At 71.2% G+C, this 22,305-nt stretch carries 17 protein-coding genes; 6 read left to right on the top strand and 11 right to left on the bottom strand.

All coding sequences use genetic code 11. The features are described from left to right. Positions 1–3: 3 nt before the first annotated feature. The 8 genes from ftsW to rsmH form a co-directional block, all read right to left on the bottom strand. A complete protein-coding gene (ftsW, locus tag ACIQCZ_RS22095; RefSeq protein ID WP_402284397.1) occupies positions 4–1,449 on the bottom strand; it encodes a putative lipid II flippase FtsW in 1,446 nt (481 codons plus the stop codon). 113 nt (positions 1,450–1,562) lie between these two features. Then, entirely contained in the window at positions 1,563–2,990 is a 1,428-nt protein-coding gene (murD, locus tag ACIQCZ_RS22090; RefSeq protein WP_402284674.1) for a UDP-N-acetylmuramoyl-L-alanine--D-glutamate ligase, read from the bottom strand. After that, positions 2,987–4,057, bottom strand: coding sequence for a phospho-N-acetylmuramoyl-pentapeptide-transferase (mraY, locus tag ACIQCZ_RS22085; protein ID WP_376209844.1), 1,071 nt, complete (start codon positions 4,055–4,057; stop codon positions 2,987–2,989). Before mraY ends, murD begins: the two co-directional genes overlap by 4 nt. Further along, positions 4,054–5,460, bottom strand: a complete 1,407-nt coding sequence (gene murF / locus ACIQCZ_RS22080) for a UDP-N-acetylmuramoyl-tripeptide--D-alanyl-D-alanine ligase (RefSeq protein ID WP_402284394.1) — start codon at positions 5,458–5,460, stop codon at positions 4,054–4,056. The genes mraY and murF overlap by 4 nt, the downstream gene beginning before the upstream one ends. 4 nt (positions 5,461–5,464) lie before the next feature. Next, positions 5,465–7,192, bottom strand: a complete 1,728-nt coding sequence (locus ACIQCZ_RS22075) for a UDP-N-acetylmuramoyl-L-alanyl-D-glutamate--2,6-diaminopimelate ligase (protein WP_402284392.1) — start codon at positions 7,190–7,192, stop codon at positions 5,465–5,467. An 18-nt stretch (positions 7,193–7,210) separates the two neighbouring features. Beyond that, the gene (locus ACIQCZ_RS22070; protein ID WP_402284389.1) at positions 7,211–9,193 is read right to left on the bottom strand and encodes a peptidoglycan D,D-transpeptidase FtsI family protein; all 1,983 of its coding nucleotides are present in this window, start codon (positions 9,191–9,193) and stop codon (positions 7,211–7,213) included. A 4-nt stretch (positions 9,194–9,197) separates the two neighbouring features. Continuing rightward, positions 9,198–9,764, bottom strand: a complete 567-nt coding sequence (locus tag ACIQCZ_RS22065) for a septum formation initiator family protein (RefSeq protein ID WP_402284388.1) — start codon at positions 9,762–9,764, stop codon at positions 9,198–9,200. 49 nt (positions 9,765–9,813) lie between these two features. Further along, a complete protein-coding gene (gene rsmH, locus ACIQCZ_RS22060) occupies positions 9,814–10,779 on the bottom strand; it encodes a 16S rRNA (cytosine(1402)-N(4))-methyltransferase RsmH (protein ID WP_402284386.1) in 966 nt (321 codons plus the stop codon). A 380-nt stretch (positions 10,780–11,159) separates the two neighbouring features. Here rsmH and ACIQCZ_RS22055 point away from each other — a divergent pair, with 380 nt between their 5' ends. The 4 genes from ACIQCZ_RS22055 to ACIQCZ_RS22040 all read left to right on the top strand — a co-directional run bounded on the left by ACIQCZ_RS22055 (position 11,160) and on the right by ACIQCZ_RS22040 (position 16,852). Next, on the top strand, positions 11,160–11,723 hold the full coding sequence (locus tag ACIQCZ_RS22055) for a carbonic anhydrase (protein ID WP_351078124.1): 564 nt from the start codon (positions 11,160–11,162) through the stop codon (positions 11,721–11,723). A gap of 265 nt (positions 11,724–11,988) precedes the next feature. Beyond that, positions 11,989–13,038 (top strand): AAA family ATPase, encoded by a 1,050-nt coding sequence (locus ACIQCZ_RS22050; protein ID WP_402284383.1) that lies wholly within the window; start codon positions 11,989–11,991, stop codon positions 13,036–13,038. Further along, complete coding sequence (locus ACIQCZ_RS22045) at positions 13,038–14,432, top strand: DUF58 domain-containing protein (RefSeq protein WP_402284382.1); 1,395 nt, start codon at positions 13,038–13,040, stop codon at positions 14,430–14,432. The genes ACIQCZ_RS22050 and ACIQCZ_RS22045 overlap by 1 nt, the downstream gene beginning before the upstream one ends. Then, entirely contained in the window at positions 14,429–16,852 is a 2,424-nt protein-coding gene (locus tag ACIQCZ_RS22040) for a DUF3488 and DUF4129 domain-containing transglutaminase family protein (RefSeq protein WP_402284379.1), read from the top strand. The genes ACIQCZ_RS22045 and ACIQCZ_RS22040 overlap by 4 nt, the downstream gene beginning before the upstream one ends. 353 nt (positions 16,853–17,205) lie before the next feature. Here the strand turns inward: ACIQCZ_RS22040 and ACIQCZ_RS22035 are convergent, their stop codons facing one another. From ACIQCZ_RS22035 to ACIQCZ_RS22025, 3 genes are all read right to left on the bottom strand, one after another. Further along, positions 17,206–17,598 carry a DUF3040 domain-containing protein gene (locus ACIQCZ_RS22035; RefSeq protein ID WP_351078137.1) on the bottom strand — a complete coding sequence of 131 codons (393 nt, stop codon included), beginning with the start codon at positions 17,596–17,598 and terminating at the stop codon, positions 17,206–17,208. A gap of 294 nt (positions 17,599–17,892) precedes the next feature. Beyond that, the gene (locus ACIQCZ_RS22030; protein WP_351078139.1) at positions 17,893–18,651 is read right to left on the bottom strand and encodes a methyltransferase; all 759 of its coding nucleotides are present in this window, start codon (positions 18,649–18,651) and stop codon (positions 17,893–17,895) included. Between the two features lie 102 nt (positions 18,652–18,753). Further along, positions 18,754–19,281, bottom strand: coding sequence for an SAV_6107 family HEPN domain-containing protein (locus ACIQCZ_RS22025; RefSeq protein ID WP_402284375.1), 528 nt, complete (start codon positions 19,279–19,281; stop codon positions 18,754–18,756). A gap of 167 nt (positions 19,282–19,448) precedes the next feature. On the opposite strand from ACIQCZ_RS22025, the gene ACIQCZ_RS22020 reads away from it, so the two are divergent. Both ACIQCZ_RS22020 and ACIQCZ_RS22015 read left to right on the top strand, forming a co-directional pair. Continuing rightward, positions 19,449–20,237, top strand: a complete 789-nt coding sequence (locus tag ACIQCZ_RS22020) for an ATP-binding cassette domain-containing protein (RefSeq protein ID WP_402284372.1) — start codon at positions 19,449–19,451, stop codon at positions 20,235–20,237. Beyond that, positions 20,209–22,296 carry a YhgE/Pip family protein gene (locus ACIQCZ_RS22015; protein ID WP_402284369.1) on the top strand — a complete coding sequence of 696 codons (2,088 nt, stop codon included), beginning with the start codon at positions 20,209–20,211 and terminating at the stop codon, positions 22,294–22,296. The genes ACIQCZ_RS22020 and ACIQCZ_RS22015 overlap by 29 nt, the downstream gene beginning before the upstream one ends. Positions 22,297–22,305 lie beyond the last annotated feature (9 nt).

The raw sequence follows: 22,305 nt of genomic DNA, 5'->3' as shown, positions 1-22,305 counted from the left end.
AATTCACCGCTCTCCGGACGGACGCTTCTTGACGCGCCGTCTCATCGTCTTCCATCTCACCCCGGGCCTCCGCATGGCCAGGGCCGCCTTCGCGGCGGGATCCTCCCGCGCGAACGCGATCAGCAGCCCGACAGCGAACATGGTCGGCAGCAGGGCCGACCCTCCGTAGGAGAACAGCGGGAGCGGGACACCGGCGATCGGCAGCAGGCCGAGCACCGCACCGATGTTGATCACGGCCTGCGCCGTGATCCAGGTGGTCACGCCTCCCGCGGCATACCTCACGAAGGGGTCCTCCGTGCGTCCGGCCACGCGGATACCCGCATAGCCTAGAGCCGCGAAGAGTGCGAGCACCGACAGCGTCCCCGCCAACCCCAGTTCCTCGCCCGTGATGGCGAAGATGAAGTCGGTGTGCGGTTCAGGCAGTTGACCCCATTTTTCCACACTCGCACCGAGCCCGGAACCGAACAGTCCGCCGGACGCCAGAGCATAGATCCCGTGCACGGCCTGCCAGCAGGAATCCCCCGGACCGGGTTCGCTGGCGCCGATGCAGGCGAGCCTGGACATCCGGTTCGGACTGGTCTTGATCAGCACGAATGCGATCATTCCGGCGAACGCGAGCACTCCGGCGAAGAGCCTGGTGGGTGCCCCCGCCAGCCAGAGCAGCCCGAACAGGATCGCAGTGAGAATGATCGCAGTGCCCATGTCACCGCCGAGCATGATCAGCCCGAGGAGCATGAAGGCGACGGGAACGAGCGGAACGAGCATGTGCTTCCACTGCGTCAGCAGCCGTTTGTCCTGTTTACGGGCGAGCAGGTCCGCGCCCCACAGGACCAGGGCGAGCTTGCCGAACTCACTGGGCTGGAGCTGGAACGGCCCGCCCAGATAGAGCCAGTTCCGGTTGCCGTTGATCGACATCCCTATCCCCGGCACCTGGACCAGCGCCATCAGGAAGACGGATCCCATGAGCAGCGGATAGGCGAAGGCCCGGTGCAGTTTGGCGGGCATCCGGGCAGCGAGCGCCATCAGTCCCGCTCCGATGACGGCGGCGAGGAACTGCTTGCGGAAGAAGTAGGTGCCGGGCTTGTGCAGCTCCAGGGCCTTGATCATCGAGGCGGAGTAGACCATCACCAGGCCGAGCACGGTGATCAGCAGGCCGGCGCCCAGGATCAGGTAGTACGCGGTCAGAGGGCGGTCCCAGGCCCGGCGTGCCTGCTCGTACATCCGCCGCACGCCACCGCCGCGCGGGGCACGGGGGGTGCCCGTGGAGCGCCCCTTGGGACGGGGCGCCGAGGGGCGCCGGGAGCCGGCGACCGATCTGACCCGCAGGGCGTGAGCGAGCGGTGCGCCGGGGCCCGCGCCCGCGAGGAGGGGCGGGACGAGCGCCCGGCTGGTCGCCGCGCCCCGTGAGCAGGCCCTACGGGGCGCGGCGGAGCTCTCTTCGGCCGGCATTGTCGCTGTCCCCTCCACTGCTCGTGCCCGGGGCCGCCGCCGAGGGCCGCGGCCCCTGGCGCGGCCGCCCGCGCCCGGTCGTCCGGGTCGGTACGGCGCGGAGGCCGGGCCCGTCAGGCGCTCTCGGCGGCGAACGCGCGGACCGCGTCCGCGAACGCCTCGCCCCGCTTGTTGTAATTGACGAACATGTCCATCGAGGCGCAGGCCGGGGCCATCAGTACGGTGTCCCCCGGCCGGGCGAGCCGTGCCGCCTCGCGGACCGCCTCGGACATCGCCCCAGTGTCGGTCCGGTCGAGGTCGACCACCGGGACCTCGGGGGCGTGTCGCGCGAGGGCTTCGCGGATCAGCGCCCGGTCGCGGCCGATCAGTACGACGCCCCGCAGTCGCCCGGCCGCCCCCGCCACCAGTTCGTCGAAGGCGGCGCCCTTGGCGAGGCCGCCGGCGATCCAGACGATCGGGTCGTAGGCGGCGAGGGAGGCCACGGCGGCGTGGGTGTTGGTGGCCTTGGAGTCGTCGATGTACGCGACCCCGTCGACATCCGCGACGTGCTCGATGCGGTGCGGGTCGGGGCGGAAGGCCCGCAGTCCGTCCCGTACGGCCGCCGGCTCGACGCCGAAGGCGCGGGCCAGGGCCGCGGCCGCCAGGGCGTTGGCGATGTTGTGCGGGGCCGGCGGGTGGACGTCGGAGACCTCGGCGAGCTCCTGGGCCTGCTTCTGTCGGTTCGCCACGAAGGCGCGGTCGACGAGGATGCCGTCGACGACGCCCAGTTGGGACGGACCGGGTGTGGCCAGAGTGAAACCGATGGCGCGGCAGCCCTCCTCGACATCGGCCTCGCGCACCAGGTCCTCGGTCGCCTTCTCGGCCGCGTTGTAGACGCAGGCGATGCGGTTGCCCTCGTAGATCCGGCCCTTGTCCGCGACGTACGCCTCCATGGAGCCGTGCCAGTCGAGATGGTCGGGCGCCAGGTTGAGGACCGCCGCCGAGTGGGCGCGCAGCGAAGGCGCCCAGTGCAGCTGGAAGCTGGACAGCTCGACGGCGAGTACGTCGTACTTCTCGTCGCCGAGCACGGCGTCCAGGAGGGAGACGCCGATGTTGCCGACGGCGGCGGTGCGCAGCCCTGCCGCCTCCAGGATCGAGGCGAGCATCCGTACGGTCGTGGTCTTGCCGTTGGTGCCGGTGACCGCGAGCCAGGGTGCCGGTTCCCTGCCGCCCAGACCGCGCAGCCGCCAGGCGAGTTCGACGTCGCCCCAGACCGGGACGCCCGCCTCGGCGGCTGCTGCGAAGAGCGGCTTGTCGGGCTTCCAGCCGGGGGTGGTGACGATGAGCTCGGTGGACTCGGGCAGGGTCGCTCCGTCGCCGAGGCGCACGGTGATGCCCTGCGCCTCCAGCTCCGCGGCCTGCGTACGGGACCGTTCGTCGTCCCCGTCGTTGACCACCGTGACGACGGCCCCGAGGCCGTGCAGCACCTTGGCCGCCGGGATTCCGGACACCCCGAGTCCCGCGACGGTGACGTGCTTGCCCTGCCAGTCCTGGTTGCTCACTTCTCGGCTGCCCATCCCGCGTAGAAGAGACCGAGTCCGACGATCACGCACATGCCCTGGATGATCCAGAAGCGGACCACGACAAGGACTTCGGACCACCCCTTGAGTTCGAAGTGGTGTTGGAGCGGCGCCATTCGGAAGACCCGCTTGCCGGTCATCTTGAAGGAACCGACCTGGATGACCACGGACATGGTGATCATCACGAAGAGGCCGCCGAGGATGGCCATCAGGAACTCGGTACGGGAGCAGATCGCCAGACCGGCGAGGGCGCCGCCGAGGGCGAGCGAACCGGTGTCACCCATGAAGATCTTGGCGGGTGAGGTGTTCCACCACAGGAAGCCGAAGCAGGCACCCATCAGCGCCGAGGCGACGACCGCGAGGTCGAGTGGGTCGCGTACCTGGAAACAGGCGTTGGGATTGGTCAGGGTGTCCGCGTTGGCGCAGGACTCCTGGAACTGCCACAGCCCGATGAAGGTGTACGCGCCGAAGACCATCACCGACGCACCGGTGGCCAGGCCGTCCAGACCGTCCGTCAGGTTCACGCCGTTGGACATGGCGAGAATCATGAACAGCGCCCAGACGACGAACAGCACGGGGCCGATCGACCAGCCGAAGTCCGCGACGAACGACAGCCTGTCGGAGGCCGGAGTGTTGCCGCGGGAGTCGGCGAACTGCAGCGAGAGCACCGCGAAGGCGATACCGACGATCAGCTGGCCCGCCATCTTCGCCTTGGCCCGCAGACCCAGCGAACGCTGCTTGACGATCTTGATGTAGTCGTCGAGGAAGCCGACGAGACCCATGCCGGTCATCAGGAAGAGCACCAGCACACCGGAGAAGCGCATCTCCTCCCCGGTGATCAGCTTCGCCGCGAGGTACGCGATGAGCGTCGCCAGGATGAAGGCGATGCCACCCATGGTGGGCGTGCCCTTCTTGGACCCGTGGGTGCGCGGGCCGTCGTCCCGGATGAACTGTCCGTATCCCTTGCGGGCCAGCAGCTTGATCAGCAGCGGAGTTCCGACCAGGGTCAGGAAGAGCCCGATGGCCCCCGCGAAGAGGATCTGCCTCATCGGCCGGCGACCTCGCCCTCGGACGTGTTCTCCAGCAGCGTCATGACGACCTGCTCCAGGCCGACCGACCGGGACGCCTTCACCAGCACGACGTCTCCCGGGCGCAGTTCACTGCGCAGCAGGTCGACGGCAGCCTGTGCGTCGGACACGTGCACCGACTCCTCACCCCACGAACCCTCGTTGTATGCGCCCAGTTGCAGCCAGGAGGCCTCTCTGCCCCCGACCGCGACGAGCTTGCTGACGTTGAGCCGGACGGCGAGCCGTCCGACCGCGTCGTGCTCGGCGAGCGAGGCGTCGCCGAGCTCGGCCATGGGGCCGAGCACCGCCCACGTACGCCGGCCCTTCCCCATGGCGACCAGCGCGCGCAGCGCTGCTCTCATGGATTCGGGGTTCGCGTTGTAGGCGTCATTGACGAACGTCACGCCGTCCGGACGCTCGGTGACCTCCATGCGCCAGCGGGAGAGGGTGCCCGCCTCGGAGAGCCCTTCGGCGATCTCGTCTGCGGACAGGCCCAACTCATGGGCGACGGCGGCCGCGGCGAGCGCGTTCGACACGTGATGCTCACCGTACAGGCGCATGGTCACGTCGCTGCACCCGGTGGGTGTGTGGAGCTTAAAAGCGGGGCGGCCGTCGTCGGTGAGACGGACATTCTCGCCCCGTACGTCCGCATCCGCGGCTTCACCGAAGAACAGCACCGGGGCTTTCGTACGGGAGGACATGGCGCGCACGAGCGGATCGTCGGCGTTGAGCACGGCGCGGCCGTCCTCGGGCAGCGACTCGACCATCTCGCCCTTGGCCTGGGCGATCTGTTCCCGGCCGCCGAACTCGCCGATGTGGGCGGTGCCGACGTTGAGGACGAGGCCGACGCGGGGCGGGACGAGACCGGTGAGATAGCGGATGTCGCCGATGTAGCGTGCGCCCATTTCGAGGACGAGGTGGCGGGTGTCCTCCGTGGCACGCAGCGCGGTGAGCGGCAGGCCGATCTCGTTGTTGAGGTTGCCCGCCGGATAGACGGTGGGCCCCTTGCGTTCGAGGAGTTGGGCGATGAGGTCCTTGGTGGAGGTCTTGCCGGCGGAACCGGTGAGGGCGACGACGGTGGTGCCGAGGCGGCCCACGACGGCGCGGGCGAGCGCGCCGAGTGCGGCCACGACGTCGTCGACGACGATCGCCGGAACACCGACGGGGCGGGCGGCCAGCACGGCTGCCGCGCCCGCCTCGACGGCGCGCTGCGCGTAGTCGTGGCCGTCGACCCGCTCGCCGACGAAGGCGACGAACAGGCTGCCTTGCTTCACCTCTCGGGAGTCGATGACGACGGGCCCGCTGACGGTTGCTGCCGGATCGGGTATGTCGTGCGACTGCCCGCCGACGATTTCGGCGATCTCGGCGAGGGAAAGGGCGATCACTTGGTCATCCCTGACTGTTGTTCTCGTGGGTGTGGGCGCGGTGGGCGGCGCTCTCGGTGCCGCCGTGCCCCAGGGAACGCTCGATGGCCGCGCGCAGGACCACGCGGTCGTCGAAGGGGCGGACCACGCCGTGGACGTCCTGGCCCTGCTCGTGGCCCTTGCCGGCGATCAGCACCGTGTCACCGGGCTCGGCGCGGGCGACCACGGCGGCGATGGCGGCGGCCCGGTCGGCGTCGACCAGGACGTCGCCGCGCTCGTGGACGGGCACCTCGGCGGCGCCCGCGAGCATTGCGGCGAGGATTGCGAGGGGGTCCTCGGAACGGGGGTTGTCGGAGGTCAGTACGGCGGTGTCGGCGAGGCGGGCCGCGGCGGCGCCCATCGGGCCGCGTTTGGTGACGTCGCGGTCGCCGCCGCAGCCGAGGACGATGTGCAGCCTGCCCTTGGTGACCTTGCGCAGGGAGCGCAGGACGGACTGGACGGCGTCGGTCTTGTGCGCGTAGTCGACGACCGCGAGGTACGGCTGTCCGGCGTCGACGCGTTCCAGCCGGCCCGGGACACCCGGCACGGCGGCGACGCCGTCGGCAGCGGTCTGCGGGTCCAGGCCCGCGACGGCGAGCGTGACGATCGCGGCGAGGGTGTTGGCGACGTTGAACGGGCCGGGCAGCGGCGCCCTGGCCGCGATCCGGTCGCCCTCGGGGCCGACGACGGTGAAGGTGGAGCCCAGCGGCCCCACTTCGACGTTCTCGGCACGCCAGTCGGCGTCCGGGTGGCCCTCGGCGGAGAAGGTGACGACCGGGACGGAGGCCTCGGTGATCAGCCTGCGGCCGTACTCGTCGTCGAAGTTGACCACACCCCGCCGGCTGCGCCGCGGGGTGAAGAGCTGCGCCTTGGCCTGGAAGTAGTCCTCCATCCCGGAGTGGAACTCCATGTGCTCCGGGCTGAGGTTGTTGAAGACCGCGACGTCGAAGACGCAGCCGTCGACCCGGCCGAGCACCAGGGCGTGGCTGGAGACCTCCATCGTCACCGAGTCGACCCCGCGTTCGCGCATGACGGCGAACAGGGCCTGCAGATCGGTGGCTTCGGGGGTGGTGCGCTCGGACTTGATGCGCTCGTCGCCGATCCGCGTCTCCACGGTGCCGATCAGGCCCGTGGCGCGCCCGGCGCCGCGGAAGCCGCCCTCGATGAGGTACGCGGTGGTGGTCTTTCCGGAGGTTCCGGTGATGCCGACCTGGAGGAGGTCGGCACCGGGTCGTCCGTAGATCTCGGCGGCGAGTTCGCCCATCCGGCCGCGCGGGTCCTCGGTGACCAGCACCGGCAGTCCGGTGGCGGCGGCGCGCTCGGCGCCGGCCGGGTCGGTGAGGACCGCCGCCGCTCCGAGGCCAGCCGCCTGGGCGGCGAAGTCGGCGCCGTGGAACCGGGCGCCCGGCAGGGCCGCGTACACATCACCTGGGCGGACCGCCCGCGAATCGTGGGTGATGCCGGTGACCTCGCCGGTTCCCGGCGGTTCGACTCCCAGCCGGGCCGCCAGCTCGCCGAGGGGTGTCGGCCTGAGCCGATCCGGGCGGGGCGCTCCCGGGTAGTTCACAGGGGCGTCCTTCTGGGTGGTTTGGAACTGATCAGCGTGGGGCACGGCGGTGAGCGTACCGGGCGCACCCGGCCTCTCGCGAAGTGAGGGGCCGAGGTTCTGGTGGTTCCCGTTCCGGTTCCCGGGATCTGGGGTGATGGTTGTCACTGGTCGGTTTCCCCGTGTTCACTCGCCGGGCTTGAAGGACACCGGCAGTCGTGCTGACTCGCTGCCGGACGGTGGGGTCTGGAGGGTCTTCAGAGCGAACTCCATGACCTGTTTGTAGATCGGTCCACAGATCTGACCGCCGAAGTAGCTTCCCTCCGTCGGGTTCTGGATCGCGCAGTAGACCGTGATCTGGGGGTTGTCCGCGGGTGCGAAGCCCGCGAAGGACGCGGTGTAGCCGTGGTAGCCGCCGCGGACCGGGTCGACGCGGTTGGCCGTACCGGTCTTGCCCGCCACGCGGTAGCCGGGGATCTTGGCCTTCGTTCCGGTGCCCTCCTCGTCACCGACCACCGATTCCAGCATGGCGGCGAGCGACTTGGCGGTCTTCTCGCTGACCACCCGGGTCCTCTCGGGAGCCGGGGCGGCCTTGAAGTGGCCGTCGGGGCCCTTGGTGCCGCGTACCAGCGTGGGCGCGACACGGACTCCGCCGTTGGCGATCGTCGAATAGATGGAAGCGGCCTGCATGGCGTTGAGGGAGAGCCCCTGGCCGAACGGGATCGTGTACTGCTGCGAGGTCGACCAGTCCTCGGGCTTGGCGAGGATGCCGGGGGTCTCGCCCGGGTAGTCGAGACCGGTCGGCGAGCCGATCCCGAATTTGCGCAGGTAGGAGTAGAGGACCTTGTTGGCCTCGGCCTGGCTCCTGCCGAGTTCTCCGGTGGCCAGGATGGTGCCGATGTTGCTGGACTTGGCGAGTACGCCGTTGAGCGTCAGGTACCAGACGGGGTGGTCGATGTCGTCCTTGAAGAGCCGGTCGCCGCGGTGCAGCCGGTTGGGGACGGTGACATGGGTGCCGGGGGTCGCGACCCCCTCCTCCAGCACGGCGGCCATGGACATGACCTTGCTGGTGGAGCCGGGCTCGTACACGTCCTGGAGCGCCGCGTTGCCCAGCGAGGCCGCGTCGGCCTGGGAGAGGTCGTTGGGGTCGAAGCCCGGTGCGTTGGCCATGGCGAGGACCTCGCCGGTCCTGGTGTTCTGCACGACCACGTAGCCGCGGTCCGCCTTGGACTTCTTCACCTGGTCGGTGATGGCCTGCTGGGCGGCCCACTGGATGTCGCGGTCGATGGTCAGCTCGATGTCGGACCCGGCGACGGCCGGGACCTCCTGGGTACCCGCGGTGGGCACCCGCCGACCGCCGGACTGGGCGTACTTGATCTTGCCGTCCTCGCCCGCGAGCTCCTTGTCCAGCTGCGATTCGAGGCCGCCCGCACCCTTGCCGTCCGCGTTGACGTAACCCAGTATCCCGGCGGCGAGCCCGCCGTTGGGGTAGACCCGCTTGGTGGTCGACTCCTGGAAGATCCCGGCCAGCACATTGGCTCCGGGGCCGCCGGCCGCCTTGTCCTTCGCGGCCTTCTCGGCGAAGACGGACTTGAGGTCCTTGATCTGATTCCAGACCTGCGGGGTCCGGCGGCGGGCCAGCACGGTGTAACGGCCCTTCTTGGACAGCTTGGCGGTCAGTTCGGCGGCATCGGCGCCGAGGATCGGGGCGAGGAGGGCCGCCGCCTGCTGGGGTGCGTCGGGGGCCTTGCTGAACTCGGGCGTGAACATCGACGGGTCGGCGGTGATGTCGTACGCATCGACGCTGGTGGCCAGTGCGATACCGCTGCGGTCGGTGATCTGACCGCGCTCGGCGGAGATCGTGTAGCTGAGGTAGCGGTTCACCTTGGCCTTGGCCGCGTACGCGTTGGCGTCGACGGCCTGGACCTGGAGGAGCCGGACGACGAACGTCAGCATGACGAGCGTCAGGGCGAGGCTGACCAGACGGAGCCGGGGGCGCGGGCTGCCGAGACGGAGCGGGGCCGCGGGGCGGTTGCGGGACGTCCGGGCGCGGGGGGCCGGGGACGACGGGCGGCGGCCTGCCTGCCGGGGGCGTCCCTGGCCGCCGGCGGCGCCGCGGGGACGCGCGGGGCCGGGGACCCGGCGGCGCGGTGGTTCCTTGGGAGGCACTGCGTCACCTGCCTGGGCTCGTCGAGGGCTGGTCTGCCGGGGTGCGCGACCCGGCGGGCGGGGCCGCGGACGGGCCGGGCGTCACGGCGGTGCCGGAAGGGGTGGCCGGTGCCGAGGGGGAGGGCGAGCCGGGGGACGGCGAGGTCGCGGGGGTTGCCCGGGGCGTACGGGGCTTGCGCGGCGGTGCCGCGGGGGTCGGCTCGGCACTGGCCTCGGCGGGTACGCCTCGGACCTTGCCGTCCGGGCCGAGGAAGGCGGGGCTGCCGCCGGGCACCATGCCCAGTTGTCGGGCGCGGCGCTCCAGGGCGTCCGGCTCGGAGTAGTCGTCGACGTCGTTCTGGAGGGCCTGCTGCTCGTCGGTGAGCTGGGTGGTCCTCCTCTTCAGCTCACTCAGCCTGAACGATCCCTCGTTGAGGGCCGAATTGAGCATCAGGAGCGTGATGAGCCCGCCGCCGAGAAGCAGGACGACCAGCAGGACGAAGGGGGTACGGGCCGCGGTGCTGGGCCCGGACGGCATCAGCCGGGCGAGCCGCGCCGCCCGCCCTCTCAACTGCCCGGCCGGTTTGCTCACCGCGCCGCTCCGGGCGTCACCGGTGTCCGGGTCCCCGGTCGCCGGGCACTCATCGTTCCTCCTCGCGGATCCGCTGGGCGCCTCGCAGCCGGGCGGGGGCGGCACGCCGGTTCTCGGCGACCTCCTCCTCCGTGGGCAGCTCCGCGCCACGGGTCAGCAGCTTCAGCCGGGGCTGGTAGCGCTCGGGCACGACCGGCAGTCCGGGCGGCGCCGTGGTGGCGGCACCCGCCGCGAAGACCTGCTTGACCAGCCGGTCCTCCAGCGAGTGGTAGGAGAGAACGGCGATGCGCCCGCCGACCGCGAGACTCTGCACGGCGGCCGGAATGGCCCGCTCCAGAACGGTGAGCTCGCCGTTGACCTCGATGCGCAGCGCCTGGAAGGTGCGCTTGGCGGGGTTGCCCCCCGTGCGCTTGGCTGCCTGGGGCAACGCGTCACGGATCAGCTCGACGAGCCGGGCGCTGTTGCTGAACGGCTCCTTCTCGCGCTCGCGCACGATCGCGGAGACGATCCGCTTGGCCTGCTTCTCCTCGCCGTACGCCCGCAGGATCCGTACCAGTTCACCGGCCGGATAGGTGTTGAGCACCTCGGCGGCGCCGATGCCCGTCGTCTGGTCCATGCGCATGTCCAGCGGGGCATCCTGGGCGTACGCGAATCCGCGGTCGGCCTCGTCCAGCTGCATGGAGGAGACGCCGAGGTCGAACAGGACGCCCTGGACCTTCGGGATGCCGAGCCTGGCGAGCACCTCCGGCAGCTCGTCGTAGACCGCGTGCACCAGGGTGGCCCGGTCGCCGTACGGGGCGAGCCGCTCGCCGGACAGCCGCAGCGCCTCCTTGTCCCGGTCCAGCGCGATCAGCCGCGCGGAGGGGAAGGCCGAAAGCAGTGCCTCGCTGTGTCCGCCGAGCCCGAGGGTGCAGTCGACGACCACGGGTTGCGGCGGACCCGGCACCTCCAGAGCAGGGGCCAACAGGTCCAGGCACCGCTGGAGCATCACCGGGACGTGTCGGGTCTGGCTCATGTGCCCTCTCAGGCTCAGGTCCCGTGTGGCGCCACGTACGGCCTGGTCCCCGCCCGCTCAGAAGGGGAGGTCGGCCGGCGCCGGGGAAGGGGCGTCGGTCGACCGGCGAGCGGGAGAGGGCCGGACCGTACGTACGCCGCACACACGGGGGAAATCTTCGGAATGTGCAGGGTGTCGGTAACTTCCCGTCACTTTAGTCCACCCTGCCATTCGATCGATTCCCGATCAATCAGCCGGGCAGCGCGTCGTCCCGGCCCCCGTTCACCCGGTCGAACCAACGACGGCGAGGCCTGTGGGTTACCTCACAACAAGCCGCGTCGACGTTCTTTGTCCCTTCCCACAGCACGACGGGGCCGCTGGTGAGGACTAACGTCATAGCCATGTCGACTTCCGCACAGTCCCCCGCCGAGCCTTCCGCACCCGCTGCCGACCGGGCCCGTTCCGGAGGAACGGTCACCGACCGTCTCGTCGAGGCGAACACCCGGTACGCCGCCGCGTTCGAGGACCCGGGCATGGACGCCAAGCCGGTGCTGCGCGTCGCCGTGGTCGCCTGCATGGACGCCCGGCTCGACCTGCACGACGCCCTCGGTCTGTCGCTCGGCGACTGCCACACCATCCGCAACGCGGGCGGCGTGGTCACCGATGACGTCATCCGTTCGCTGACCATCAGCCAGCGGGCCCTGGGCACCCGCAGCGTCATACTGATCCACCACACGAACTGCGGCCTGGAATCGATCACCGAGGAATTCCGCCAGGATCTGGAGAAGGAAGTCGGCCAGCGTCCGGTCTGGGCGGTCGAGGCGTACAAGGACGCCGATCAGGACGTACGGCAGTCGATGCAGCGCGTGCGCACCTCGCCGTTCCTGCTGCACACCGACGACGTCCGCGGCTTCGTCTTCGATGTGACCAGCGGCCTGCTGCGCGAGATCCTTCCCACCCCCTGACCGCCCGGACGGTGCTCGTCCGGTCTCCCGGGACGGCACCGTCGGAACCGATAACCCCACCGAACCCGACATACCGCCCCCACTTGTCCACAGGCGAGTGACACGAAGCGGTAACGGCAACAAGAATGCGCATGTGACATCTCGCCGGACGTTTCCGGAGGGGTGTCCGTGTTTCGGGGTGGGCCGGGCCGCCGCACGCGCGCCGGTCCGTGAATGGGGTATCCCCTGCTCCTGGTGAGCGTGGGGCAGGGCCGAGGAGGGCCGGGTGACGACCTATGACGATCGAGCGAGCCTCACAGATCTGACCACGACCGCGGAGCGGGTACGCAGGTCGATGGAGAGTGTGATCGAGGGCAAGCCCGAGGTCGTACGGCTTTCGCTGACCGTACTGCTGGCGGAGGGACATCTCCTCATCGAGGACGTCCCCGGCGTCGGCAAGACGATGCTGGCCAAGGCACTGGCGCGGTCCATCGACTGCTCGGTGCGACGCATTCAGTTCACGCCGGACCTGCTGCCCTCGGACATCACCGGTGTGTCCGTCTTCGACCAGCAGAGGCGCGACTTCGAGTTCAAGCCGGGCGCGATCTTCGCCCAGATCGTGATCGGTGACGAGATCAACCGGGCCTCGCCGAAGACCCAGTCGGCGCTGCTGGAGTCGATGGAGGAGCGCCAGGTCACCATCGACGGGCACACGTACGAGCTGCCCGATCCGTTCATGGTGGTCGCCACCCAGAACCCGGTCGAGATGGAGGGCACGTATCCGCTGCCCGAGGCCCAGCGCGACCGGTTCATGGCGCGGGTGTCGATCGGCTATCCGAGCGCGGAGGCCGAGCTGCAGATGCTCGATGTGCACGGCGGGTTCTCGCCGCTCGACGATCTGCAGCCGGTGGCCCACGCCCATGACGTGGTGAAGCTGATCGACGCGGTACGGACGGTCCATGTGGCCGACGCCGTGCGGCGGTACGCGGTGGAGCTCGTCGGGGCCACCCGCGGCCATCCCGATCTCAGGCTCGGCGCCTCGCCGCGAGCCACCCTGCATCTGCTGCGCGCGGCGAAGGCCTCCGCGGCGCTGAGCGGCCGGGACTACTGCCTGCCGGACGATGTGCAGGCCCTGGCGGTCGCGGTGCTCGCGCACCGGCTGCTGCCGACGGCGCAGGCCCAGCTGAACCGCCGTACCGCCGAGCAGGTCGTGCTGGAGATCCTCCAGCAGACACCGGTACCGACCGCCGGTGGCGGCGTCGCGCAGGTCCGGCCCCAGCACCGGCCGGACCGTCCGGCCTACGGCCGGCAGCAGCCCGGCGCACGGCGGGCGTGATGGCGGCCGGGGGGCCGGCCGCCATGGACGACGGCGATGACAGGGGCGGTCTGCGGGCCGCGCTGAGCGGGCTGACCACGCGTGGGCGGTCCTTCCTCGCGGCCGGTGTCGCCGCGGCGGTGTGCGCCTATGTACTGGGCCAGGCGGATCTGCTGCGGGTCGGGCTGCTGCTCGCCGCGCTGCCGCTGGTCTGTGTGGTGGTGCTCGTCCGCACCCGCTACCGGGTGGCCGGCACCCGGCGGCTCTCGCCGTCGCGGGTGCCGGCGGGCACGGAGGCGCGGGTCCACCTGCGGATGGAGAACGTGTCGCGGCTGCCGACCGGGCTGCTGATGCTGCAGGACCGGGTGCCCTATGTGCTCGGGCCGCGTCCCCGGTTCGTGCTGGACCGGGTCGAGGCGGGCGGCCGTCGCGAGGTGTCCTACCGGGTGCGGTCGGACCTGCGCGGGCGCTACCCGCTGGGCCCGTTGCAGCTGCGGCTGAGCGACCCGTTCGGGATGTGCGAGCTGACCCGTTCGTTCAGTGCGTACGACACCCTCGTCGTCATTCCGCGGACCGAGCCGCTGCCGCCGGTACGGCTGGCGGGCGAGGCAGCGGGGTACGGCGAGGGGCGGCAGCGTTCGCTGGCGCTGGCCGGTGACGACGACGTGATTCCGCGCGGCTACCGGCACGGCGACGATCTGCGCCGGGTCCACTGGCGCTCCACCGCGCGCTACGGCGAGCTGATGGTGCGCCGCGAGGAGCAGCCGCAGCGGGCCAGGTGCACGGTGCTGCTGGACACCCGGCGGATCGCCTACCGGGGGACGGGGCCCGACTCCGCCTTCGAGTGGGCGGTCTCCGGGGCGGCGTCCGCGCTGGTGCACATGCTGGAGCGCGGCTTCGCGGTCCGGCTGCTGACCGACGACGGGAACGCCGTTCCGGGCGAGGGCATGGAGGGTTTCGCCGGATCAACGCAGGAATCCGCCGACTCCGCGGGGCTGATGATGGACACCCTGGCGGTGGTCGATCATTCCGACGGGGGCGGCCTGTCGCGCGCGTACGACGTGCTGCGCGGCGGCAACGAAGGGCTCCTGATCGCGTTCTTCGGTGATCTGGACGAGGAGCAGGCGGCCGTGGCCGCCCGGATGCGGCAGCGCAGTGGTGGCGCCGTCGCGTTCGTACTGGACGACGCGGCCTGGACGCAGGGCGCCGCCCCGGCCACGGGGCCGGACACGGAGTTCGAGCGGCGGCTGCGGCTGCTGCGCGAATCGGGCTGGACAGCGGTGGCGGTGGCGCCCGGGACCGGTCTCGCCCGGTACTGGCAGCAGGCAGCGGGGCAGCCGGGCGTGACCGCGCAGTCAACCGCCGTCGGTGGCGGCACAGATGGCACGACAGGTTTCTCCGGGGGATGGTCATGAGCGGTCGTGGTCGGCTGACGCTGTGCGCCTTCGCGGCGACGCTGATGACGGCGGGTTCGATGCTGCCGCTGGTCGAGCCGGCCGGGTGGATTCTTCAGGCCGCGTTCCTGCTGGCGGTGCAGAGCGGGGCGGGGGTGCTCGCCCGCCGGGTGCCCATGCCCCGGATGCTGATCGTCGCGGCGCAGACACTGATCACCCTGGTCCTGCTGACGGTGGTGTTCGCCAGGGGACAGGCGATCGTCGGTGTCCTGCCGGGTCCGGAGGCCGTCCAGCGGCTCGCGGACCTGTTGACGTCGGGCGCCGAGGACGTCGGACGGTACGCCGCTCCGGCGCCCGTGACGGACGGCATCCGGCTGATACTGATCGGCGGTGTGCTGCTGGTCGGCCTGGTCGTGGACGCCCTCGCGGTGACGTTCCGCAGCGCCGCCCCGGCGGGTCTGCCGCTCCTCGCGCTGTACTCGGTCGCGGCGGGACTGTCCGAGGGAGGCGCGGACTGGCTCTGGTTCCTCCTCGCGGCCAGTGGCTATCTGCTGCTTCTGCTGGCCGAGGGCCGGGACCGGCTCTCCCAGTGGGGACGGGTCTTCAGTGGCGCGTCCGGATCCCCGAGGGGTTCGGCGGTCCGTGCGGCGATCTCCGACGGCCGCCCGACGGCCCCGGTCCGCACCGGCCGCCGCATCGGCGCGTTGGCGCTGGGGGTCTCGCTGGTCGTGCCGGCGGCGCTGCCCGCGCTGGACGGCGGGCTGCTGGCCGGTACGGGGGGCGGGAACGGCAAGGGCGGGGGCGGCGGCACCATCTCCGCGGTGAACCCGCTGGTCTCGCTGCAGAACAATCTGAACCAGCCGGAGAACCGGCAGGTGATGTCCTATCGCACCGACTCCGGTGACCCGCAGGGCTTCTATCTGCGGATCCTGGCCCTGGACCAGTTCAACGGGAACGAGTGGCGGCCCTCCACACGCCGTCTGGAGGACGTGCCCAAGCGGCTGCCGACCCCGGAGGGCCTGGGCCCGGACGTCCCGGTCACGGAGATCAACTCGACCATCTCCGCGTCCCGCTCCTACCAGCAGACCTATCTGCCGCTCCCCTACCCCGCGTCCGAGGTCCGAGTCGACGGACGCTGGCGGTACGAGCCGAGGGGGCGGACGCTTGTCGGTGACGGCGGGGAGACGACCCGCGGCGCGCAGTACCGGGTCACCAGTCTGGTGGTCCAGCCGACCTCCGATCAGCTCGCCGCGGCGGACGCCCCGCCGGCCGATCTGCGACGCGAGTACACCCGTGTTCCCGACACCCTGCCGAAGGTGGTCAGGGAAACCGCGGACGAGGTGACGAAGGGTGCCGCCAACGACTACGAGCGGGCGGTGAAGCTGCAGGACTACTTCGCCTCGGAGGGCGGCTTCAGCTACGACACCTCGGTGACCTCGGGCACCGGGAGCGCGGCGATAGGACGGTTCCTGAAGGAGAAGCGCGGCTTTTGCGTCCACTTCTCGTTCACGATGGCCGCGATGGCGCGGACGCTGGGCATTCCGGCCCGGGTCGCGGTGGGTTTCACTCCCGGCACCGCGCAGCCGGACGGCTCGGTCTCGGTCGGACTGCGCGATGCGCATGCCTGGCCGGAGCTGTACTTCGAGGGCGTCGGGTGGACCCGTTTCGAGCCGACCCCGACGCGGGGCACCGTCCCGGCCTACACCCAGTCGGATACCCCGGCCGGTGACGCCGCGGACCCGGTTCGGCCCGAGAGAGGCGCCTCGGCCGCCCCGACGGCCGCCCCGTCCGTCTCGGACAGCTGCCCGGCCCAGCTGCGCAAGCAGGGCGAGTGCGGCGGCCCGGCGGCGCCGGGAGCGGTGACACCGACTGATTCCGGAACGCCTCTGGGCACCGTTCTCGGTCTGTCCCTGGTCGCCCTGGTGATCGTGGTGCTGCCGTTGCTGCCGCTGCTCTGGCGGCTTCGGGTGCGCAGGCGTCGGCTGAGCTTCTCCGCCGGGCGTACGCGGGCGGATGCGACGGCCAGAACGCTGGCGGCCTGGCGGGAGATCATCGACACGGCGTGGGACCACGGCATCGAGCCGGAAGATTCCCGGACGCCCCGTGGAACGGCGGCCCGGGTGGTGCGCCTGGGCCGGCTCGAACCGGACGAGGCCGCCGCGGTGCACCGGGTGGCGGGGGCGGTGGAGCAGGCGCTCTACGCCCGGGAGCCCCGGTCGGGCACAGGGCTCGCCGCGGATGTGGAGGCGGTACGGGCCGGTCTGCGTGCATCGGCCGGCCGGTACGCCCGAATCCGCGCAGTAGCGGCACCGCGCTCGGCCATTCGAGTGATCTGGGCGGCGTCGGAACGCTGGGCGGAGTTGACCGGCAAGGCCGCGGCGCGCTTGCGCCGCGGCCCGTGGACGGACTGGCTGCGGCGACCGTCCCGCCAACAGGGGTGACGGGGGGCGTGGGCTGCGGTCCGCGCCCCCCTGGCCCTCGGTCGCCGTACGGCCGCGTGAGCACGGGTGAGCAGGTGTCCCCGGGCCCGTCCGGTTCCTTTCGTCACATTCCTTTCGTCGCCCCGCTCGGTGATCCGGCCCTGTCCGGACGAGAGGCCCCGGTCCCGTGTCCCTGAGCGGTGGGCCGGCTCGAAGCCTTCCCGGCCGGGCCCGGCCGGGCGAGGGCACGCCGACGATCGCCGGGCCGGCACCGCTCCGGGCGGGGGCCGAAGACTGGCCGGATGCTGCGGCGGACACGTCTGAGGGGCGGCCGCGCTGTCGCGGCCGCCCCTCATCCGAGAATGTCCGAGGCTCTACTGCCCCTGTTCGTCACGGCGACGCTGCCACCGCTGCTCGATCCGATTCATGACGGTCCGGCGTTGCCTGGGCTGGCGACGTCCGCCGCTGCCTCCGGCGGCCTGCTGCTCGCCCGGCTTCGGGGCTTTGCGCCAACCGGTGACCGCAAGAACCGCACAGCCGAGCATGACGAGGAACCCCACCACGCTGATCCAGATCTGCTGGGCGACCATTCCGGCCATGAGGAGCGCGATACCCACCAGAAAGCCTGCGACCGCCTGGTAGACCCGTCGCCGGGTGTACGTACGCAGCCCGCTTCCCTCGAGCGCTGTCGCGAACTTGGGATCTTCGGCGTACAGCGCTCGCTCCATTTGCTCGAGCATTCGCTGCTCGTGCTCCGAGAGCGGCACGGAGTCCTCCTCGTCGTCGGCCGCGGGGGGCGGCCGGTATGCGGCCCTTCCAGGATAGGCAGGGATTCGCCCCCGTGAAACCCGCCCTCTTTTCCAATCAGCCAGTCCGGGCCGCCACAACGGCTCAGCTGCTGAGGCGTTGATTCCCCAACCTCCGATCCGTCATGCCGGATGGTGTCCCCCGATCATACGTGGCGAAGCCCCCGATCGGGGGTCCCGAGACGTACTCCATCTGCGGTTGCGTCCCTGATCAGCCACGCTGAGGCCGAGCCACCGCGGTCGGCGGCCTCGCGCTCAGGCGCGCTTCGTGCCCAGAACGTGCAACTGCGTCGCGACCGAGTGGAAGGCGGGCAGTTCGGCGGCGGCCGCCTCCAGCTTGAGCAGGGCCTCCATGGCACCGGGCTCGGTGTCCACCAGGACGCCCGGGACGAGGTCGGCGAAGACCCGTACGCCGTGGACGGCGCCGACCTCGACATCCGCCGCGGAGACCAGCTCGGTGAGCTGCTCCGCGGTGTAGCGCCGGGGTACCGGGTCCCCGTCGCCCCAGCGGCCCGCCGGGTCGCTGAGCGCACGCCTGGCCTCGGTGAAGTGCCCCGCCAGCGCCCGCGCCAGGACGGCGCCGCCGAGCCCGGCGGCGAGCAGGCTGAGCGCACCGGACGGGCGGAGCGCCTCGACGGCGTTGCGTACGCCCTCGGCGGGGTCGTCCACGTACTCCAGGACCCCGTGGCACAGCACCGCGTCGTAGCCACCGCGCTCCACCACGTCGAACAGGCCGTGAATGTCGCCCTGGACACCGCGGACCCGGTCGGCGACCCCGGCCTCGGCGGCGCGGCGCTCCAGGGCGAAGAGCGCATTGGGGCTGGGGTCGACGACGGTGACCCGGTGGCCGAGACGAGCGACCGGCACCGCGAAGTTGCCGGTGCCGCCGCCGGTGTCCAGAACATCCAGGGCGTCCCTGCCGGTCGCCTTGACCTGGTGGTCGAGGGCGTCCTTCAGGACCTCCCAGACCACGGCGGTACGGAGGGAGGCGCGGGGGCGCAGCTGGTCCGACACGGCAGATGACTCCTCGGCACGGTGCCGCCGCTGACGGCGGAGCGTGAACAGTGCAGGTGGTACAGGTGCTGTCCACCCTATTGCCTCGCACCGCCGTCACCGTCATCGCGCGTCGGGCCGCTCCTTCCGGGCCTGCGGGAGCACCGGCTGAAGGACCAGCAACCGCTCGACCAGGCGCAGGAACATCGCCACGTCCCGCAGCAGGTCGTCGGCGTCCCGCCGGCTGGCCGCGCCCGGTATACCGGCTTCCGCTCGGGCCCTGCGGCGGGCCCCGGAGGCGAACAGCGCGCTCCATTCGGTCAGCTCCGGGGCTATTTCCGGGAGGACTTCCCAGGCGCTGCGGATCCGCTCCCGGCGCCGCCGGGAGGTTTCGGGACGGCCCCGCGCGGCGAGCACGGCCGCGGCGATGCGCAGCGCGGCGAGGTGGGCGGTGGCGTACCGCTCGTTCGGCACATCGAGAACGGCGGCCTCGTCGAGACCGGTGCGGGCCTGGGCGAGCAGATCGAGGGCGGCCGGCGGCGCCGCGGCGCGGCGCGGAACGGGATGGACGTCGTGTGCCGGACCGGTCAGTGAGGGGGCAGGGCCGGCCGCGCGGCGCCGGGGTGCCGCTGCTGCGGACGAATGGGCCATGACGAAACCTCCTGTCTCGTGTAACGGCTTCGTGGCCGTATGTATCCATCGTGAGGGGCACCACTGACAATCGACCTCGACCCACCCCTGACCTGCCCTTTTGCTTCGACAGAGAGTTCGGGCTACCTTTTTGCACTGACCGGTCAGTTCAAAACGAGGGGGAGTCTGTGGACAGCCCGCACGGGGCAGCCGTCACCGCGGAGGATTTCGGGCTCGAGGGGCCGCGCGGCTGGGCCTTCCGCGGCGTGGACATCGAGGCCGCCCCCGGCTCATTGGTGGCGATCGAAGGCCCGTCCGGCTCCGGCCGCACCTGCCTGCTGCTCGCTCTCACCGGCCGGATGCGCCCCACCGAGGGCCACGCGGAGATCGGCGGGCTGCGCCTGCCCCGCAAGATGGCCGCCGTACGCCGCCTCGCCGCGCTGGGCCAGGTGCCCGGGGTCAACGAGCTCGACCCGGCCTTCACCGTCGCCGAGCACCTGCGCGAGCGGGCCCTGCTGCAACACCGCTTCGACGGTTCGCTGCGCGCTCTGCTGCGCCCGCGCGCCGAGCGCGTCGCCGCCGCGCGGGGACGGATCGACGCGGCCCTGGCCGCTGCCGGACTCGACACCGCCACCCTGCCCAAGGCCGAACGGACCTCCGTAAGGGATCTGGAACGGCTGGAGGCACTGCGGCTGTCCATCGCCCTCGCGCTGATCGGCGGGCCCGGGCTGCTCGCGGTCGACGACACCGACCTCAAGCTGTCCGACGCCGAACGCGCGGAGGCCTGGGAGCTGTTGCGGTCCATCGCCGACAGCGGGACCACCGTGCTCGCGGTGTGCAGCCAGGCGCCCGAGGGCGCCGTCACCGTACGTACCGACACCACGGCCGCGCCGGCGGACACCCAGGACGCCCCGGCCGAGGACACCACGACCGAGGAGGGACCGGCCGATGCGTTCGCCGAGACTGGCCGCGCTTGAGCTGAAGCGTTTCGGCAGGGGGAAGCTGCCGGTCGCCGCGCTGATCGCGCTCCTGCTGCTGCCGCTGCTCTACGGCGCCCTGTACCTGTGCTCCTTCTGGGACCCGTACGGCCGCCTCGACAGGATCCCGGTCGCGCTGGTCAACAACGACAAAGGCGTCACCGCGGACGGGAAGCACGTCGCGGCCGGCGACGAGATCACCGGCAAGCTCCTCGATTCCGAGACCTTCGAGTGGCACGAGGTGAGTTCCGCCGAGGCGCACAAGGGCGTCGAGAACGGCACGTACTACCTCTCGCTCACCATGCCGTCGGACTTCAGCAAGCGGATCGCGTCGAGTTCGGGCGACTCCCCCGAGACCGGCGCACTCCAGGTGCGGACCAACGACGCCAACAACTACATCGTCGGGCAGATCTCCCGGTCGGTGTTCTCCGAGGTGCGCACCGCCGCTTCGACCAACGCCTCGCGCGGCTTCCTCGACCGGATCTTCATCAACTTCTCCGACCTCCACGACGCGACGGCGGAGGCCGCCAAGGGGGCCGAGGACCTCAAGGGCGGCATCGGCAAGGCGAAGAAGGGATCGGAGGATCTCGCCGACGGGCTGAAGAACGCCAAGGACGGCAGCAGCAACCTGGCCGGTGGCATCGTCAGGCTGAACAAGGGCGCGGGCGACCTGGAGACCGGCTCCCGGCAGGTCGCCGACGGCACCCAACTGCTGGCCGACAAGGTCAACGGGGTGGCGGGCGACGTACGCCCGTTCCTGAAGGACAACGGCAAGTCGATCGGCGACACCGCCCGGCTGGTCGCCGATTCCGCGCAGACCGTACGGGACAACCTCGACGTGCTGGTGGAGGCGGCGCCCACCGCGGCCACCACCGCCCGCACGGCCTCCGACGACCTGGCCGAGGTGTACCGCACCAGTTGCACGGAACAGTCGCCCGCCGACCCCACCGTCTGCCCACCGCTGAAGCGCGCGAAGACCGCGGCGGCCGATGTGTCGAAGGTCGCCGACGACGTGAACGCGCTGGTCACCAACCAGAACGGCGATCTGAGGAAGCTGCGCACCCAGCTGACCACGCTGCAGCAGCAGGCCGACGGCCTGGCCAAGGCGGCGCCGCATCTCGACAAGGACCTGAAGTCCGCCGTGGAGAAGGTCAACGCGCTCAACACCGGCGCCCACAAGGTCGCCAAGGGGGCGAACGAACTGCACACCGGCCTGGCCACGGCCAGGACGGGTTCCGCCGATCTGGACACCGGCGTGAGCAACCTCAAGAAGGGCGCGAACGACCTGGACAGCGGGCTGATCCGGCTCGGCGACGGTTCGACGAGCCTTGCCCAGGGGCTCAACGACGGCGTCGGCAAGATCCCCGACTACGACAAGAAGGACCGCGACGCGCGTACCGAAGTCATGGCCGACCCGGTGCAGCTGGCCTCCAAGTCGCTGCACGCGGCGCCCAACTACGGCACCGGCTTCGCCCCCTACTTCATTCCGCTCTCCCTCTGGGTCGGCGCGATGGTGGCGTACATGCTCATCCAGCCGCTCAACCGGCGGGCTCTCGCCGCCGGGGCCTCCGCCTGGCGGATCGCCTTCGCGGGCTGGCTGCCGGTGGCCGCGCTCGGTCTGCTCCAGGTGGCCGCTCTGATGTCCGTGCTGCACTGGGGACTCGGGCTGCAGATGACCAGGGCCGCCGGGACGATCGGCTTCCTGGCACTGGTCACCTGCTGCTTCGCCGCGATCATCCAGTGGCTCAACGCCCGCTTCGGGGCCGCGGGACGCATCCTCGTGCTCGCGGTGCTGATGCTCCAGCTGACCTCGGCCGGGGGTACGTATCCCGTCCAGACCAGCCCCGGATTCTTCAACGCGATCCACCCCTATCTGCCGATGAGTTACATCGTCGACGGGCTGCGGCGGCTGATCACGGGCGGCGGTCTCGGACCGGTCTGGCAGGGCTGTGCGGTGCTGCTGGCCTTCACGGCGGGGGCACTGGCCCTCACCGCGCTCTCCGCGCGCCGCAAGCAGGTGTGGACCCTGGACCGGCTTCACCCGGAGCTGAGCCTGTGAGCGCGCCCG

The organism is Streptomyces sp. NPDC093149 (assembly GCF_044754145.1).
GTDB lineage: Bacteria > Actinomycetota > Actinomycetes > Streptomycetales > Streptomycetaceae > Streptomyces.
Note: the sequence above shows the minus strand (reverse complement) of the source record. Positions and strands in the feature narration are given on the sequence as shown.

Coding starts and splice junctions, on each gene's coding strand:
- mraY (WP_376209844.1), bottom strand. CDS start 4,057: ATGAGGCAGATCCTCTTCGCGGGGGCCATCGGGCTCTTCCTGACCCTG.
- ACIQCZ_RS22015 (WP_402284369.1), top strand. CDS start 20,209: ATGCGTTCGCCGAGACTGGCCGCGCTTGAGCTGAAGCGTTTCGGCAGG.
- ACIQCZ_RS22040 (WP_402284379.1), top strand. CDS start 14,429: ATGAGCGGTCGTGGTCGGCTGACGCTGTGCGCCTTCGCGGCGACGCTG.
- ACIQCZ_RS22045 (WP_402284382.1), top strand. CDS start 13,038: ATGGCGGCCGGGGGGCCGGCCGCCATGGACGACGGCGATGACAGGGGC.
- ACIQCZ_RS22055 (WP_351078124.1), top strand. CDS start 11,160: ATGTCGACTTCCGCACAGTCCCCCGCCGAGCCTTCCGCACCCGCTGCC.
- ACIQCZ_RS22025 (WP_402284375.1), bottom strand. CDS start 19,281: ATGGCCCATTCGTCCGCAGCAGCGGCACCCCGGCGCCGCGCGGCCGGC.
- rsmH (WP_402284386.1), bottom strand. CDS start 10,779: ATGAGCCAGACCCGACACGTCCCGGTGATGCTCCAGCGGTGCCTGGAC.
- ftsW (WP_402284397.1), bottom strand. CDS start 1,449: ATGCCGGCCGAAGAGAGCTCCGCCGCGCCCCGTAGGGCCTGCTCACGG.